Origin of the sequence: Aestuariicoccus sp. MJ-SS9 (assembly GCF_032586235.1) — a bacterium.
GTDB lineage: Bacteria > Pseudomonadota > Alphaproteobacteria > Rhodobacterales > Rhodobacteraceae > Aestuariicoccus.
Window position 1 is genome coordinate 296,269 of sequence record NZ_JAWHTD010000001.1, and the last position, 15,400, is coordinate 311,668.

Annotated in this window: 12 protein-coding genes and 1 riboswitch; of the genes, 6 read left to right on the forward strand and 6 right to left on the reverse strand. The window is 68.7% G+C overall.

Annotation, left to right across the window (positions count from 1 at the left end; translation table 11 throughout):
- Nucleotides 1-250: 250 nt before the first annotated feature.
- Nucleotides 251-1,567 carry an MFS transporter gene (locus RXV88_RS01445; RefSeq protein WP_316290030.1) on the forward strand — a complete coding sequence of 439 codons (1,317 nt, stop codon included), beginning with the start codon at nt 251-253 and terminating at the stop codon, nt 1,565-1,567.
- 117 nt (nt 1,568-1,684) lie between these two features.
- On the opposite strand, the gene RXV88_RS01450 is transcribed toward RXV88_RS01445, so the two are convergent.
- The gene (locus RXV88_RS01450) at nt 1,685-2,638 is read right to left on the reverse strand and encodes a hexose kinase (protein WP_316290032.1); all 954 of its coding nucleotides are present in this window, start codon (nt 2,636-2,638) and stop codon (nt 1,685-1,687) included.
- A 138-nt stretch (nt 2,639-2,776) separates the two neighbouring features.
- On the opposite strand from RXV88_RS01450, the gene gltX reads away from it, so the two are divergent.
- On the forward strand, nt 2,777-4,111 hold the full coding sequence (gltX, locus tag RXV88_RS01455) for a glutamate--tRNA ligase (protein ID WP_316290034.1): 1,335 nt from the start codon (nt 2,777-2,779) through the stop codon (nt 4,109-4,111).
- On the opposite strand, the gene RXV88_RS01460 is transcribed toward gltX, so the two are convergent.
- Together RXV88_RS01460 and RXV88_RS01465 are read right to left on the reverse strand one after the other, a co-directional pair.
- A complete protein-coding gene (locus RXV88_RS01460; RefSeq protein WP_316290036.1) occupies nt 4,108-5,346 on the reverse strand; it encodes a DUF2254 domain-containing protein in 1,239 nt (412 codons plus the stop codon). The two genes, gltX and RXV88_RS01460, sit on opposite strands and share 4 nt — an antisense overlap.
- Complete coding sequence (locus RXV88_RS01465; RefSeq protein ID WP_316290038.1) at nt 5,346-5,909, reverse strand: gamma-glutamylcyclotransferase family protein; 564 nt, start codon at nt 5,907-5,909, stop codon at nt 5,346-5,348. Before RXV88_RS01465 ends, RXV88_RS01460 begins: the two co-directional genes overlap by 1 nt.
- Nucleotides 5,910-6,002: 93 nt before the next feature.
- Here RXV88_RS01465 and RXV88_RS01470 point away from each other — a divergent pair, with 93 nt between their 5' ends.
- From RXV88_RS01470 to gcvP, 4 genes are all read left to right on the forward strand, one after another.
- Nucleotides 6,003-6,479, forward strand: a complete 477-nt coding sequence (locus tag RXV88_RS01470) for an Rrf2 family transcriptional regulator (RefSeq protein ID WP_316290040.1) — start codon at nt 6,003-6,005, stop codon at nt 6,477-6,479.
- A gap of 22 nt (nt 6,480-6,501) precedes the next feature.
- A riboswitch (glycine riboswitch) is annotated at nt 6,502-6,587 on the forward strand.
- Nucleotides 6,588-6,747: 160 nt separating this feature from the next.
- Nucleotides 6,748-7,875: a glycine cleavage system aminomethyltransferase GcvT gene (gene gcvT, locus RXV88_RS01475; protein ID WP_316290042.1), complete on the forward strand. Its 1,128-nt coding sequence runs from the start codon at nt 6,748-6,750 to the stop codon at nt 7,873-7,875.
- A gap of 18 nt (nt 7,876-7,893) precedes the next feature.
- Nucleotides 7,894-8,253: a glycine cleavage system protein GcvH gene (gcvH, locus tag RXV88_RS01480; protein WP_316290043.1), complete on the forward strand. Its 360-nt coding sequence runs from the start codon at nt 7,894-7,896 to the stop codon at nt 8,251-8,253.
- A 90-nt stretch (nt 8,254-8,343) separates the two neighbouring features.
- A complete protein-coding gene (gcvP, locus tag RXV88_RS01485) occupies nt 8,344-11,193 on the forward strand; it encodes an aminomethyl-transferring glycine dehydrogenase (protein ID WP_316290045.1) in 2,850 nt (949 codons plus the stop codon).
- 69 nt (nt 11,194-11,262) lie between these two features.
- Here gcvP and RXV88_RS01490 read toward each other — a convergent pair whose 3' ends face one another.
- Genes RXV88_RS01490 through RXV88_RS01500 form a run of 3 tightly spaced genes read right to left on the reverse strand, consistent with a single transcriptional unit; the run spans nt 11,263 to nt 15,387 of the window.
- A complete protein-coding gene (locus tag RXV88_RS01490; RefSeq protein ID WP_316290047.1) occupies nt 11,263-12,132 on the reverse strand; it encodes an inositol monophosphatase in 870 nt (289 codons plus the stop codon).
- A gap of 58 nt (nt 12,133-12,190) precedes the next feature.
- Nucleotides 12,191-14,698 (reverse strand): ABC transporter permease, encoded by a 2,508-nt coding sequence (locus RXV88_RS01495; RefSeq protein WP_316290049.1) that lies wholly within the window; start codon nt 14,696-14,698, stop codon nt 12,191-12,193.
- Entirely contained in the window at nt 14,695-15,387 is a 693-nt protein-coding gene (locus tag RXV88_RS01500; RefSeq protein ID WP_316290050.1) for an ABC transporter ATP-binding protein, read from the reverse strand. The genes RXV88_RS01495 and RXV88_RS01500 overlap by 4 nt, the downstream gene beginning before the upstream one ends.
- Nucleotides 15,388-15,400: the final 13 nt, after the last annotated feature.

Consider the following 15,400-nt stretch of genomic DNA (forward strand, 5'->3'; position numbering starts at 1 on the left):
TGAGCGAGAGATAGAGCGCGGCGGCCCCGGGCGAGCGCCGCTCACGGCTTCGTGATCGGTGTGGCGCATGGTTGCGCTACCGCCACCGATTTGCGACCGCCCCGGTCCTGCCAAACCAGCCCCCGCGCCGACAGACCCAAAGCGACTGCCGGTGGCAGGCCGCGTGGCGCGCGCCGGGGCTTGAAGATCCCGGCGCGGTGAAAGACCTTGGAGCCATGAGCCACTCCCCGCACAAATCGGATCCTCCGGCATGAGCCCGCTTTGGCGGAACCGGACCTACCGGCGGCTCTTTGCCGCGCAGGTGGTCGCGCTGACCGGCACCGGCCTGCTGACCGTGGCGCTGGGCCTTTTGGCGTTCGATCTGGCCGGGGACCGGGCGGGCGCGGTGCTGGGCGCGGTCTATACCATCAAGATGATCGCCTATGTGGGCCTGTCGCCGCTGGCGCAGGCCTGGGTGCAGCGCCTGCCCCGGCGGGCGGTGCTGATCGGGGCCGATCTGATCCGCGCGGGGGTGGCGCTGTGCCTGCCGTTCGTTTCCGAGGTCTGGCAGATCTATGTGCTGATCTTCGCGCTGCAATCGGCCTCGGCCACCTTCACGCCGGCCTATCAGGCCACCCTGCCGGATGTGCTGCCGGACGAGGATGACTACACCCAGGCACTGTCGCTGTCGCGGCTGGCCTATGACCTCGAGAACCTGACCAGCCCGGCGCTGGCGGGGCTGCTGCTGTCGGTGCTGAGCTACTCCAACCTCTTTCTGGGAACCGTGGCGGGGTTCCTGGCCTCGGCCCTGCTGATCCTGTCGGTGGCGCTGCCGCCGGTGCCCGCGCAATCGCAGGCGCGCCCGTTTTCCGAGCGGGTGACGCGCGGGGTGCGGCTCTACCTTGCGACGCCGCGCCTGCGCGGGCTGCTGTCGCTGACGCTGGCGGCGGCGGCGGCCGGGGCCTTCGTGCTGGTCAACACCGTGGTGCTGGTGCGGTCGGGCTATGGTCGGGACGAAACCGCGCTGGCCGTGGCCATGGCGGCCTTCGGCGCCGGGTCGATGACCGCCGCGCTGGCGCTTCCTGCCGTGCTGCGCCGCCTGCGCGACCGGACGGTGATGACCGCCTCGGCCGCCGGGCTGATCGCGGCCATGGCGGTGACGGCGGTCAGCCTAGGCGGCGCGCTGCCCGGCTGGCCTGTCTTCCTGCTGCTCTGGGCCGGGACCGGCGCGCTCTATTCGGCGATCCAGACACCCGGCGGGCGGCTCTTGCGGCGGTCGTCGGGGCCCGAGGACCGGCCCGCGCTCTTCGCCGCGCAATTCGCGCTCAGCCATGCCTGCTGGCTGGTGACCTATCCGCTGGCGGGCTGGGCGGGGGCGGCGCTGGGCATGTCTGGGGCGCTGTGGGTCTTGACCGTGCTTGCGTTGGCGGGGCTGGTGTCGGCCCTGCGCTTCTGGCCCCGGGGCCTGCCGGCGCACCGCCACGCGGACCTGCCGCCGGGCCATCCGCACCTGCGCGAGCATCCGCTGGACGAGGGCGGCCGTCACGACCACGCGATCCTGCACGACGGTCTGCACCGGGGGCTTTGAGCGCGCGTCGGTTCAGCCTTTCAACCGCCGGACATTCGCGTCCGTTCGGCATGGAACGCCGTCACGACCAAGGGCCTCTGCACGACGAGATGCCTCGGGGGTTTTGAGCGCGTCGGCTCAGCCTTCCAGCCGGGACAATTCGCAAGCGGTTAGCAATTCCGACACCAAAGCGGGCGGGCAGAGCGCGGTGCCCTCGGTCGTCACCGTGGCGCTGGCCGCCGCCGCGCCATGGCGCATCGCCCCGGCCACGTCGGACCCCTGTGCCAGCGCCAGGGTGAGCGCCCCGACAAAGCTGTCGCCCGCCCCGATCTTGGACCGCACCGGCACATCCGCCGCCGCCACGTGCCAGAGCCCCGTGGCCTCGGCCAGCACCGATCCGTCCGGGCCGCGCGCCACGATCACCGCCGCCGCCGCACCCTGCCGGACCAGCGCACTGGCAAAGCGGGCGGTGTCGGTGCGACTGGGCAGAGGTCGGCCCGCCAGCCCCTCGGCCTCCTGCGCATTCATGCGCAGGACCGCCAGCCCGGCGGTGCCCTGCGCCAAGGTCCGCAGCGCCGCGCCCGAGGTGTCGACGATCAGCCGTGCGCCGGTGCCCTCCAGCCGCCGCGCCAGGGTGGCGCAGAAAGCGTCGGGCACACCGGGGGGCTGGCTGCCGCTGACCACCAGCAGGCCGTTCGGCACTGCCGCCCCTACGATGGCGTCGAGCGCGCGGTGGGCATCGGCCTCTGCCCATTCCGGCCCCGGCAGCACAAAGCGATATTGCCCGCCGGTCGCGCGATCGGTGACGGCGAGGCTCTGCCTGGTTTCGCCGGGGGCGTCGATGGGCAACGCCGCGATACCCTCTGCCGCCATCAGCCCGGCCAGCTGCGCGCCGGTCGCGCCGCCCAATGCCACCAGCGCCCGCGCCTGCCCATTCAGCCGCGCGATCACCCGCGCCACGTTGATCCCGCCGCCGCCGGGGTGGCGTAGCGGCGCGTCGCAGCGCAGCTTGGGGCCGGGCACGACCGCATCGGCAAAGGTCGACGCGTCGAGCGCGGGGTTGAGGGTGATCGTCATGATATCGGTCTGCATCGCCCGAGCATGCCAGCCGCCCGCGCCGCCGCCAAGGGTCGCAAACCGGAAAATCCTTTCCGGGCGGCGCGCCGACCGCGCCGCAATCTGGACAAGGGGCCGCGTCTGTGAGACAGGCGACACCAACAGGAGATGCCCATGACCACCACCCGTTTCGCCCCGTCGCCTACCGGCTTCATCCACGTCGGCAACCTGCGCACCGCGCTCTTCAACTATCTGATCGCCCGCAAGTCCGGCGGCACCTTCATCCTGCGCATCGACGACACCGATCCCGAGCGGTCCAAGGAACATTACGTCGACGCGATCAAGGAGGATCTGGAGTGGCTGGGCCTGACCTGGGACCGGGTCGAGCGGCAGTCGCAGCGGCTTGACCGCTATCACGACGCCGCCGACAAGCTGCGCGGGATCGGCCGCTTCTACGAGGCGTTCGAAACCCCGACCGAGCTGGACCTCAAGCGCAAGAAGCTGCTCAACATGGGCCGCCCGCCGGTCTACGACCGCGCGGCGCTGGCGCTGTCGGAGGCCGAGAAGGACAAGCTGCGCGCCGAGCGCGGCAATGGCGTCTGGCGCTTCAAGCTGGATCAGCAGCGGATCGAATGGGCCGACGGCATCCTGGGCGATATCTCGATCGACGCGGCCTCGGTCAGCGACCCGGTGCTGATCCGGGGCGACGGGCAGGTACTTTACACGCTGGCCTCGGTGGTGGACGACACCGAGATGGGCGTGACCCATGTGGTGCGCGGGTCGGACCACGTGACCAACACCGCCACCCAGATCCAGATCATCGAGGCGCTGGGCGGCACCGCCCCCGCCTTTGCGCACCATTCGCTGCTGACCGGCCCGCAGGGCGAGGGGCTGTCGAAGCGGCTGGGCACGCTGAGCCTGCGCGACCTGCGCGAACGCGGGATCGAGCCCGAGGCGCTGCTGAGCCTGATGGCGCGGCTGGGATCGAGCCAGCCGGTCGAGCTGCGCCTGACCCTCGACGAGATCGCCGAGGGGTTCGACCTGTCGCAATTCGGCTCGGCGCCCACCAAGTTCGACGAGAACGACCTGCTGCCGCTCACCGCGCGCAAGCTGCACGGCCTGCCGCTGGCGGCGGTGGCCGAGGATATCGCAGCCCTTGGCGTGCCCGCCGACAAGGCCGAGCTTTTCTGGTCGGTCACGCGCGAGAACATCGTCACCCGGCATGACCTCAAGGATTGGTGGCAGCTTTTCTCGGAAGGCCGCGAGCCGCTGGTCGCCGAGGAGGACCGCGAATTCGTGGCGCAGGCCATGGCGCTCTTGCCCGAAGGGCCGTTCGACCGCGACACCTGGGGCCAGTGGACCACAGCGGTGAAAGAGGCGACGGGGCGCAAGGGCAAGGGGCTCTTCATGCCGCTGCGCAAGGCGCTGACGGGGCAGGAGCGCGGGCCGGAGATGGCCGACGTGATGCCCTTGCTGCAAAAGGTGCCCGCGCGGGCGCTGGCGGGCTAATCCTCGCGCACTTCGGCCAGCAGCGCGGCAAAGGCCTTGCGGTCGCGCTCGACCGTGATCTGCCCGTGCACATGCGCCGCCAGATAGCGTTGCATCACGTGGGCAGCCTCGCGCATCTCTGCGGACGGGCTCTGCGCCAGTTCGTCGAGCGCGTACAGCATCTGCCGCATCACCTCGACCTTGTCCCGGCCGTCGCGGACGATCACGCTGTAGGCGTCGCGCAGCAGTTGGTCCGCGGTCAGGCGCGGGGCATGCAGGCGGTCGAACCGGGGCGGCGACGGGTCCGCGACGCGGCTTGCCTCCCACAGCAGCGCCTGCAGCCGCCGCAGCGCGTCGATCGCCGTGCCGGGGTCGTTGATCCCGGGCGACAAGGCGCGCGCGGCGATCTCTGACAGCACCACCAGCCCATAGCGCGCATCCTGCTCCATGCTGCGCTCGTCGGCGATGGTAAAGGCCTTTTCCAGCCCGTCGGTCGACTGGCTGGTCACTCGCGCGACCGGCCTGCCCTCGAGCACATGATCCCGCGGCGCGGCGGTGATCCAGAGCTCGGCCTCGGCGGCCTCCATCTTTTCCTGCAGCCAGTCGACATCGACGAATTGCACATAGCCCGACCGCGCCGCCGGAACCGGCTGGCTGCCCTTGGGCGGGTGGTCGTCGTCGTCCATCGGATGTGCGCCGAGCGCCGGCAGGCGCGCGGCGGCCAGAAGCGGCCCGCGCGCCGAGGCAGTGACCAGCGACAAGGCGTGATCCATGCTGCCCAGGCTGAGGTGCCCGATCCAGCGCAGGATCGCCACGATGATCAGCGCGATCACCGCGACGGTCATGCCAAAGACCACAACGGCCGCCGATTCGCCGTAGAGATCGGCGCGGAACATCACCACGCCCAGAAGCGAGAACAGGAACGCACCGACGAAGGTGGCCAGAACCGTGTGGGTCGTGGTGTCCTGCATCAGCACGCGGTAGGCGCGGGGGGTGGCCTGGCTCGACGCCGCCTGAAAAGCCTGCACCATGACGCCCAGCGAAAACGTCGTCACCGCCAGCATGGACGAGGCGAGGATGGTCAGGATCGGCAGCACCGCGTCGCGGTCGATCCGGGCTTTCCAGGCCTCCGGCATCACCGGATCGACGAACGGCGCCAGCGCCACCGCCAGCAGCGCCAGCAGCATCATCAACAGCACGCGGACCCACAGCTCGCGCAGCACGCGCCGCAGCAGCATCAGCGGCTTGGACAGCATCAGGCGAAGACCCGGCAGCCGAGCCGGGTCAGCGCGGCGTCGACAAAATCGCGCTCGAGCCCGCTCAGGGTCTGGGAACGCGGATAGCGCGGGGCGTGGCGGTCGTTGAGCACCGGCACCTCCCATCCGGTGGTGGTGGCGAAAAAGCGTTCGGCCCCGGCGGCGCCGAATTCCGACAGATAGCCCTGCACCACCACGTCGATATAGCTCAGCAGCACCGGATGATCGTCGTCGGGCAGCCGCAGGCGTTCCGGCGCTATGGCGTAGACCGCGACCGAGCGCGCGTCGGGCGCCTCATGCGCCACGTGGGACGAGGCGTCGAGCCTGTCGTAGGCGGCCTCACGCAGGTCGAGCGCGTGCCAGTCGTCGCCGGGCACCGGCGCGATCAACCCCTCGATCTCGGACTCGGGGTCGGCGATGGCGGTCAGATAGGCGACCTGCCGCCCCTCGGTATAGCGCCAGGCCCGCCGCCAGCCGCGCGCGGTTGCGCGGTGCGCGGGGTCGTAATCGTGGGTGCGGCGGTTCACCAGCGACCCGTAGCCGAAGAAATAGGGATGTTTCATGCCGCTAAGGTGCGCAGAAATTGATGCAAGTCAAATGTCCCAAAGGCCGGACGGGCCATAAAGGAGGCGCAACAGCTTCCGGGGAGAGCGGACATGCGGGTGACCAAACGTACCAATATCGCAATGCGCGTGCTGATGTATTGCGCGGCCCATCCCGACCGGCTGGTGACGAAATCCGAAATCGCCGGCCGCTGCAACGCGTCGGAAAACCACCTGGCGCAGGTGATCAACCGTCTTGCGCAGCTTGGCTTTCTGCACACTCAGCGCGGCCGCAACGGCGGGCTGGAGCTGGGCCGCCCGGCCGCCGACATCGCCATCGGGTCGGTGTTCCGCGCCTTCGAGGCGCCGGTGCCGCTGGCCGAATGCTTTGCCGATGCCGACAACACCTGCCCGCTGACCGAGGCCTGCCGCCTGCGGGTGGCTTTGCAGGAGGCAGCGGATGCGTTCTATGCCACGCTCGACCCGCTGACGCTGGATGCGCTGGTCTGCGGCAATGCGGCGTTGCTGAGCATTCTCGACCCCGAGCCGTGCAACGGTATACCTGCGAATACATCGCTTGCGGCAGAGTAACATCTAAATTATCGTCACGCCGAATCCTGCGATGGGAGAACCGGTTCGCCCGGTGCCGAAGGAGCAACCGCCCCGGAAACTCTCAGGCCAACGGACCGTCGCGGGGCCGAAAACTCTGGAGAGAGGTGCAGCGCGTCTGCATCCGCCGAAGGGATAACGATCTCAGGCGAAAGGACAGAGGGGGCATTCGCTTGCGGGCCGTCTTGACCCGTTTCAGGAATGCCCGTGGGTCCTTTGCTGGCCGCCGGGGAACAGCAACGGGGGCCGCATGAGCGATCTTCACCGCACGCCGCTATACGATCTGCATCTGGCGCTGGGCGCCAAGATGGTGCCTTTCGCCGGATACGAAATGCCGGTGCAATACGGGCTTGGGGTGCTGAAAGAGAATCAGCACACCCGCGCCGCCGCGGGTCTTTTCGACGTCAGCCACATGGGCCAGGTGATCCTGCGCGGACCCGATCCGCAGGCCACCGCGCTGGCGTTGGAAACGCTGATCCCGCAGGACGTGGCGGGGCTGCCCGAGGGTCGGCAGCGCTATGGGTTCTTCACCAATGACAACGGCGGGATCGAGGACGACCTGATGTTCGCCAACCGCGGCGATCACCTCTTCGTGGTGGTCAACGCCGCCTGCAAAGAGGCCGACGTCGCGCGGATGCGCGCCGCTCTGGAGCCGCAGGGCGTCACCGTCAAGCTGCTGACCAACCGCGCCCTGCTGGCGCTGCAGGGGCCGCAGGCGGTGGACGTGCTGGCCGAGCATTACCCCGCCATCCGCGAAATGCGCTTCATGGACGTGGCGACCCTGCCGCTGGGCGGGGCGGAATGCTGGGTGTCCCGCTCGGGCTATACCGGCGAGGACGGGTTCGAGATCTCGGTCCCCAACGCCGCCGCCGCCGATCTGGCCAAGGCGCTGCTGGCCGATGACAGGGTCGAGGCGATCGGGCTGGGCGCACGGGATTCGCTGCGGCTCGAGGCCGGGCTTTGCCTTTACGGACACGACATCGACGCCACCACCACCCCCAAGGCCGCCGCGCTGACCTGGGCGATCCAGAAAATCCGCCGCAGCGGCGGCGACCGCGCGGGCGGCTTTCCGGGCAGCGCCGTGGTTCTGGCAGAGCTTGAAAGCGGCGCTGCGCAGACCCGCGTCGGCCTGCGCCCCGAGGGCCGCGCGCCGATGCGCGAAGGTGTGGAGCTTTTCGCCGCCGCGGAGGGCGGCGAACCCATTGGCCGGGTGACCTCTGGCGGGTTCGGCCCGACGGTGGGCGGCCCCGTGGCGATGGGCTATGTGCCTTCGGACTTGGCCAGCCCCGGCACTGCGCTTTACGGTGATGTCCGGGGCAAGCGGATGCCCGTGACCGTGGCGGCGCTGCCCTTTGTGCCCGCCGGCTTCAAACGATAGCGACAAGAAGGACCTGCTATGAAATATACCGAAGAACACGAATGGCTGCGCGTCGAAGATGACGTCGTGGTTGTCGGCATCACCCAGCACGCCGCCGACGAACTGGGCGATATCGTCTTTGTCGAGCTGCCCGAAGAGGGCACCGAGGTCGTCAAGGACGACGAGGTCGTGGTGATCGAATCGGTCAAGGCCGCCTCGGACATCCTGGCCCCGCTCGATGGCGAGATCGTCGAGGTCAACGGCGCCATCGTCGACGAGCCCAGCAAGGTCAACGACGACCCCGAGGGCGAGGCGTGGTTCTTCAAGATGAAGATCGAGGACCTGTCGGTGCTCGACGAATACATGGATGAAGCCGCCTACAAGGCGTTCGTCGGCTAAGGCGGGCCGTGGGGCGCAATGCCCCACGCCCCTTGCCCGACGCCCCCGTGACCGACGCCCCTATCAGACCGCTGCCGACGGAGCCGTGACATGACCTACGAGCCGATTGACTATCTTCCCTACGACTTCGCCAACCGCCGCCATATCGGCCCCTCGCCGGCCGAAATGCGCGAAATGTTCGCCACGCTCGGCGTGACCTCGCTGGGTCAGCTGATCGACGAAACGGTGCCCGCGAGCATCCGGCAGGAGACGCCGCTAGATTTCGGCAAGGCGATGTCGGAACGCGAGTTGCTGCACCACATGCGGGTGACGGCGTCCAAGAACAAGGTTCTGACCTCGCTCATCGGCATGGGCTATCACGGCACCGTCACCCCGCCCGCGATCCAGCGCAACATTCTGGAAAACCCGGCCTGGTACACGGCCTACACCCCCTACCAGCCCGAGATCAGCCAGGGCCGGCTCGAGGCGCTGCTGAACTACCAGACCATGATCTGCGATCTGACCGGGCTTGAGATCGCCAATGCCTCGCTTCTGGACGAGGCCACCGCCTGTGCCGAGGCGATGACCATGGCGCAGCGCAGCGCTAAGTCGAAGGCCAAAGCGTTCTTTGTCGACGAGAACTGCCACCCGCAGAACATCGCCGTGATGAAGACCCGGGCCGCGCCGCTGGGGATCGAGGTGATCGTCGGCGACCCCGACGATCTGGACGCCGAGGCGGTCTTTGGCGCGATCTTCCAGTATCCGGGCACCTATGGCCATGTGCGCGACTTCACCGATCACATGGAGCGGCTGCACGCCGCCCGGGCCATCGGCATCGTCAGCGCCGATCCCATGGCGCTGTGCCTGCTGAAAGAGCCGGGCGCGATGGGGGCCGATATCGCCGTCGGCTCGACCCAGCGCTTCGGCGTGCCGATGGGCGCGGGCGGACCCCATGCCGCCTACATGGCCTGCCATGACGGGCTGAAGCGGGCGATGCCCGGCCGGATCGTCGGGATTTCCATCGACAGTCACGGCAACCGCGCCTATCGGCTGTCGCTGCAGACCCGCGAACAGCATATCCGGCGCGAAAAGGCCACCTCGAACGTCTGCACCGCGCAGGCGCTATTGGCGGTGATGGCTGGGTTCTATGCGGTCTTTCATGGCCCCAAGGGCCTGCGCGCCATCGCCCAGCGCATCCACCGCAAGACCGTGCGTCTGGCCAAGGGGCTGGAGGCCGCGGGCTTCAAGGTGGAACCGGACGTCTATTTCGACACGATCACCGTGGATGTGGGCCTCTTGCAGCGCGGCGTGCTGCAGGCAGGCATCCGCGAGGGCGTGAACCTGCGCCGGGTCGGCAAGACCAAGGTGGGCATCACCATGGACGAGGCGGTGCGCCCCGAAATCATCGAATCCGTCTGGCGGGCCTTCGGGCTGGTCAAGTCGGACGACGACCTGACGCCCGAATACCGCCTGCCCGAGCATTTGCTGCGCACCAGCGATTACCTCCAGCATGACGTGTTCCACATGAACCGGGCCGAGACCGAGATGATGCGCTACATGCGCCGTCTTGCGGACCGCGACCTGGCGCTGGACCGGGCGATGATCCCGCTGGGGTCCTGCACGATGAAGCTCAATTCCGCGGCCGAGATGATGCCTGTCAGCTGGCGCGAATTCAGCCAGATCCACCCCTATGCGCCGGCCGACCAGATGCGCGGCTATGCCGAGCTGGTGGGCGGTTTGTCGGCCAAGCTGTGCCAGATCACCGGCTATGACGAGATCTCGATGCAGCCCAATTCGGGCGCGCAGGGCGAATATGCCGGTCTGCTGACCATCGCGGACTGGCAGAAGGCGCGCGGGGAAGGGCACCGCAACGTCTGCCTGATCCCGGTCAATGCGCACGGCACAAACCCGGCTTCGGCCCATATGGTGGGCTGGCAGGTCGTCGCGGTGAAATGCGACGAAAACGGCTCGATCGATCTCGAGGATTTCCGCGCCAAGGCGGAAAAGCATTCAGACACGCTCGCAGCCTGCATGATCACCTATCCCTCGACCCACGGGGTGTTCGAGGAGACGGTGAAAGAGGTCTGCCGGATCACCCACGACCACGGCGGGCAGGTCTATATCGACGGCGCCAACATGAACGCCATGGTCGGTCTTTCGCGGCCAGGCGATCTGGGCGGCGACGTCAGTCACCTGAACCTGCACAAGACCTTTTGCATCCCGCATGGCGGCGGCGGGCCGGGCATGGGCCCGATCGGCGTCAAGGCGCATCTAATCCCGCATCTGCCCGGCCATCCGCTGAAATCCGGCGGGCCGGGGCCGGTCAGCGCCGCGCCCTGGGGGTCGCCGTCGCTGTTGCCGATCAGCTGGGCCTATTGCCTGATGATGGGCGGTGAGGGGCTGACGCAGGCGACGCGGGTGGCGATCCTGAACGCCAATTATATTGCCAAGCGGCTCGAAGGGGCGTTCGACGTGCTCTACCGTGGCGGGCGGGGCCGCGTGGCGCACGAATGCATTCTCGATGTGCGGCCTTTCGTGGAAAGCGCCGGGGTGACGGTGGACGACATCGCCAAGCGGCTGATGGACGCGGGCTTTCACGCGCCGACCATGAGCTGGCCCGTGGCGGGCACGCTGATGGTGGAGCCCACCGAGAGCGAGACCAAGGCCGAGCTGGACCGTTTCTGCGATGCGATGCTGGCGATCCGCGAAGAGATCCGCGCCATCGAAGAGGGCCGCATGGACCGCGAGGTCAACCCGCTGAAGATGGCGCCGCACACGATGGAGGATCTGGTGCGCGACTGGGACCGGCCCTACAGCCGCGAGCAGGGCTGCTTTCCGCCGGGCGCGTTCCGGGTCGACAAGTACTGGCCGCCGGTGAACCGCGTGGACAACGCCTACGGCGACCGGCATCTGGTGTGCACCTGCCCGCCGATGAGCGATTACGCCGAGGCGGCGGAGTAGCTCATCCGCCCTTGCGGGCGTCTTCGCCGCGATGTCGCGAGGACGGCCCGCAAGGGCAGGACGAGCGCACTATTCGTCGTCCAGCAAAAACCCGAACACATCGCGGACGCGGGCCCAGGTCTCGGCGTTCGCGGCGCAGAGCAGGTAGCCCTTGCGCCGGTCGGCGCGGTATTCCGACCCGTCCAGCATCGACACATGTCCGCCCGCCCGCGCCACGATCAGGGCGCCCGCGGCGTGGTCCCAGGGGGTCAGGAACGTCGACAGGATGAAATCCGCGTGCCCCTGCGCCACCATCCGGAATTCGTGGCAGGCGCAGCGCAGGTTCATCACCCGTGCAAATCGCGTGAAGGTGTCGGCCAGGGCCGGCCGTCGCTTCTTCGGTGCGTTGTAGAGCGGCACGTAGCCAGACAGCGTCTCCGCCGAACCGCCCGTCGATGTCGTCAGCGTTTTCGCCGGGAGGCGCGGGCGCAGCATCTGCGCGGGCCCCTCGCGGTCGGCCACGATCGCGTCGTCCATCACCGGATCGTAAAGCAGGCCGAAGACCGGCTGGCCATAGCGTGTCATCGACAGGATCACCCCGAAGGTGGTCAGACCGTGGGCATAGTTCCAGGTGCCGTCCACCGGGTCGATGGTAAAGGCCATCTCGGCATGGGCGATCTGGTCAACCACCTCGGGGTTGGCCGCCACGTCCTCTTCGCCGACGATAAGCGCGTTGGGGAACATCTGCACCAGTCCGCGCGCGATCATCCGCTCGGCGGCACGGTCCGCTTCTGTCACCAGGTCCTGAGGGCCCGACTTGGTGTCGATCTCGGCGCGTGACAGTGCGCGGAAGCGCGGCAGGATCTCGGCCCGTGCGGCCCGGCGGATCAGGTTCAGGATCGAGCTGCGCTGCGCCGGGGTCAGCGGCGCGGGAATGGGCATCGGCAGGGTGTCGGTCATCGCGAAGGCTCCGTTCTGTCCTGGGCAGGAGGTGCCAGCCCGGGACCACAAAAGCAAGTCATTCCCGCGCGCGCAGCACCTGCGCCGGGCGCACCGCCAGCGGCCGCCAGGCAAAGGCCAGCCCTGCCAGCAGCGTGGCGATCACCCCGCCGCCGACGATGCCCAGGGCCGAGGACCATTGCACCGCAAACCCCGATTCCATGATGAAGGTGCTGACGGCCCAGCCGCCCAGGATGCCCGCAAAGAGCGCCACCAGACCCGCCGCCGCCCCCAGCAGCGCCGAGCGCAGGGCAAAGCTGCGCAGGATGCGCGCGCGGCTGGCGCCCAGCGTCTTGAGCACCGCCGCCTCGAAGGTGCGCGCGCCTTCGCCCGCCGCCGCCGCGCCGATCAGCACCAGGAACCCGGTCAGAAGCGTGGCCGCCGCCCCCCAGCGTACGGCAGCGGAAATCCCGGCCAAAAGCTCGCTCACCCGGTCGATGGCGTCGCGCACGCGGATCGCGGTGATGTTGGGGAATTCGCGCGCCAGATCGCGCAGGATCTGCGCCTCGGCCTCTTCCTCGGCATAGACGGACGAGATGAAGGTATGCGGCGCGCCCTGCAGCGCGGTGGGGTTCATGGTCAGCACAAAGCCGATCCCCGCGGTCGAGAAATCGACCTCGCGGAAGCTGGTGATGGTGGCGGTAATGTCGCGCCCCAGCACGTTGACGGTGATGGTGTCGCCTAGCGACAGGCCGATCTCTTCGGCCTCTTCGGCGGCAAAGCTGACCTGCGGCGGCCCGTCGTAATCGGGTGGCCAAAATTCACCGGCCACGATCCGGGTGCGGCTGTCGGGCTCGGCGGCATAGGTGATGCCCCGGTCGCCGCGCACGACCCAGTGGTCGGGCGCCACCTCGAGCGCATCTTGCCCGTTGATCCGGGTGATCACCGCGCGCAACATCGGCGCGCTGTCGATGCGGCTGACGGCGGGGTCGTTCTCCAGCCGGTCCAGATAACCGGGCATTTGGTCCTTCTGGATGTCGACGAAGAAATAGCTCGGCGCCACGTCCGGCAGATCGCGGGCGATGGCGCTGCGCAGGTTGCCGTCGATCTGCCCCACGGCGGCCAGCACCGACAGCCCCAGCCCGAGGCTGAGCACCACCGCCGCAGCCCCCTCGCGCGGGCCGCCGATGGACCCCAGCGCCCAGCGCAGGATCGGGCGGCCCCTTGCGAAGGGCGTCGTCAGCCGGGCCAGGTGGCGGATGCCCCAGGCGGCCACGACAAGGATCAGCAATGCGCCTAAGATGCTGCCCGCCGTCCAGAGCGTCAGCCAGGCATTGCCGGAGAAAAGCACCGCCGTGCCCACCAGCAGCGCCAGCAAACCCGCTGTGGCGAAAACGTATTTCCAGGCCGGCAGGATCTTGGCGCTGCCGAGCGCATCGCGAAAGAGCGTGGCCGCGCGCACCTCTTCGGTGCGGGCCAGCGGCCAGAGCGTGAAGAGAAGCGCTGTCAGCAACCCGTAAACCGCCGCCTCCGCCAGCGGGGCGGGGTGAAGGGCAAAGATCGTCGGCACCGGCAAGGCGCTGGCGATCAGCGGGGCGAAGAGCAGCGGCACGGCGGCCCCGAGGATGAGGCCAAGCGTGATGCCCACCAGGCTCAGAACGCCGATCTGGATGAAATAGGTCAGAAAGATCGTCGCCCGGGTGGCCCCCAGCGTGCGCAGCGTGGCGATCACGCTGGTCTTGCGCGCCAGATAGGCGCGCACCGCCGCCGACACGCCGATGCCGCCCACGGCCAGCCCCGACAACCCCACCAGCACCAGGAACGACCCCAGCCGCTCGACAAAGCGCGCGACGCCCGGCGCGCCGTTGCGCGCATCGCGCCAGCGCATGCCGGTGTCGCGGAACTGCGCTTCGGCCTCTTGCTTGACGGCGTCGAGGTTCGCGTCCGGCGGCAGCAGCATCCGGTACTCGGTCTCATAGCGCGAACCGGTGGCCAGCAGGCCGGAACCTGCAAGGTCGGCGGTGCGCACGATGGTGCGCGGGCCCAGACCGAAGCCGCCGCCGGCGTCGTCCGGTTCGACCTCGATCACCGCCGAAAGGGTGAAGTCCTGGGTGCCCAGCTTGAACCGGTCGCCCGGTTCCAGCCCCAGCCGCTGGGCCAGGACTGGCGCCATGACGGCGCCCCGATTGTCCAGCGCGCGGGTAAGCGGCATGGGCGGATCCAGCACCATCTCGCCCAGCAGCGGATAGGCGTCGTCCACCGATTTCACCTCGGTCAACCCGCGCTCTTCGGCCTCGTTGGCGACCATCGAGCGGAAATCCGTCACCTCGGACAGCGCGGTCGAGATGCTTTCGAGATAGGAGCGTTCCTCGTCGGTCGCGAAGCGGTAGGTGAATTCCGCCTGCGCGTCGCCGCCCAGCAGAACTGCGCCCTGATCCGACAGCCCCGCCTGGATCGCCGAGCGGACCGATCCGACGCCCGCGATCGCCGCCACGCCGAGCGCGAGGCAGGCAAGGAAGATGCGGAACCCGTGCAATCCGCCGCGCAGCTCGCGGCGGGCGAATTTCGCCGCCGTCGCGAGGCTCATTCCGCCGCCCTCAACTGCTGGTCGGCGATGGCGCCGTCGGTCAGCCGGATCACCCGGTCGCATCGGCTGGCCAGCGTGTTGGAATGGGTCACCAGCACCAGCGTCGCCCCGTGCCGGTCGCGCAGCCCGAACAGAAGGTCGATGATCGCCTGCCCGTTGGCCCCGTCGAGATTGCCCGTGGGCTCATCGGCCAGCAGGATCTCGGGCCGGGAGGCCGAGGCGCGGGCCAGCGCCACGCGCTGCTGCTCGCCGCCCGACATCTGCGCGGGATAGTGATCGGCGCGGCTGGAAAGGCCCACCGCCTCGAGCTCGGCGGCGGCGCGGTCGAACGCGTCTTTGTGACCGGCCAGCTCCAGCGGGGTCGCCACGTTTTCCAACGCGGTCATGGTGGGGATCAGGTGGAACGACTGGAACACGACGCCCATGTGTTCGCGCCGGAAAAGCGCCAGCGCGTCCTCGTCCATCGCGGTCAGATCGCTGCCCAGCGCGTGAACGTCGCCGCAGGTGGCGCGCTCCAGCCCGCCCATCACCATCAGAAGCGAGGATTTGCCCGATCCCGATGGCCCGATCAGCCCCAGAGTTTCCCCCTTGTTCACGTCGAGCGAGATTCCATGCAGGATCTCGACCATCCCGGCATTGCCCTTTAGCGCCAGGGTCACATCTTTAAGGGTGAGAACGGGATCAGGCATAAAGAAAGGTCCG

Coding starts and splice junctions, on each gene's coding strand:
- RXV88_RS01445 (WP_316290030.1), top strand. CDS start 251: ATGAGCCCGCTTTGGCGGAACCGGACCTACCGGCGGCTCTTTGCCGCG.
- RXV88_RS01450 (WP_316290032.1), bottom strand. CDS start 2,638: ATGCAGACCGATATCATGACGATCACCCTCAACCCCGCGCTCGACGCG.
- gltX (WP_316290034.1), top strand. CDS start 2,777: ATGACCACCACCCGTTTCGCCCCGTCGCCTACCGGCTTCATCCACGTC.
- RXV88_RS01460 (WP_316290036.1), bottom strand. CDS start 5,346: ATGCTGTCCAAGCCGCTGATGCTGCTGCGGCGCGTGCTGCGCGAGCTG.
- RXV88_RS01465 (WP_316290038.1), bottom strand. CDS start 5,909: ATGAAACATCCCTATTTCTTCGGCTACGGGTCGCTGGTGAACCGCCGC.
- RXV88_RS01470 (WP_316290040.1), top strand. CDS start 6,003: ATGCGGGTGACCAAACGTACCAATATCGCAATGCGCGTGCTGATGTAT.
- gcvT (WP_316290042.1), top strand. CDS start 6,748: ATGAGCGATCTTCACCGCACGCCGCTATACGATCTGCATCTGGCGCTG.
- gcvH (WP_316290043.1), top strand. CDS start 7,894: ATGAAATATACCGAAGAACACGAATGGCTGCGCGTCGAAGATGACGTC.
- gcvP (WP_316290045.1), top strand. CDS start 8,344: ATGACCTACGAGCCGATTGACTATCTTCCCTACGACTTCGCCAACCGC.
- RXV88_RS01490 (WP_316290047.1), bottom strand. CDS start 12,132: ATGACCGACACCCTGCCGATGCCCATTCCCGCGCCGCTGACCCCGGCG.
- RXV88_RS01495 (WP_316290049.1), bottom strand. CDS start 14,698: ATGAGCCTCGCGACGGCGGCGAAATTCGCCCGCCGCGAGCTGCGCGGC.
- RXV88_RS01500 (WP_316290050.1), bottom strand. CDS start 15,387: ATGCCTGATCCCGTTCTCACCCTTAAAGATGTGACCCTGGCGCTAAAG.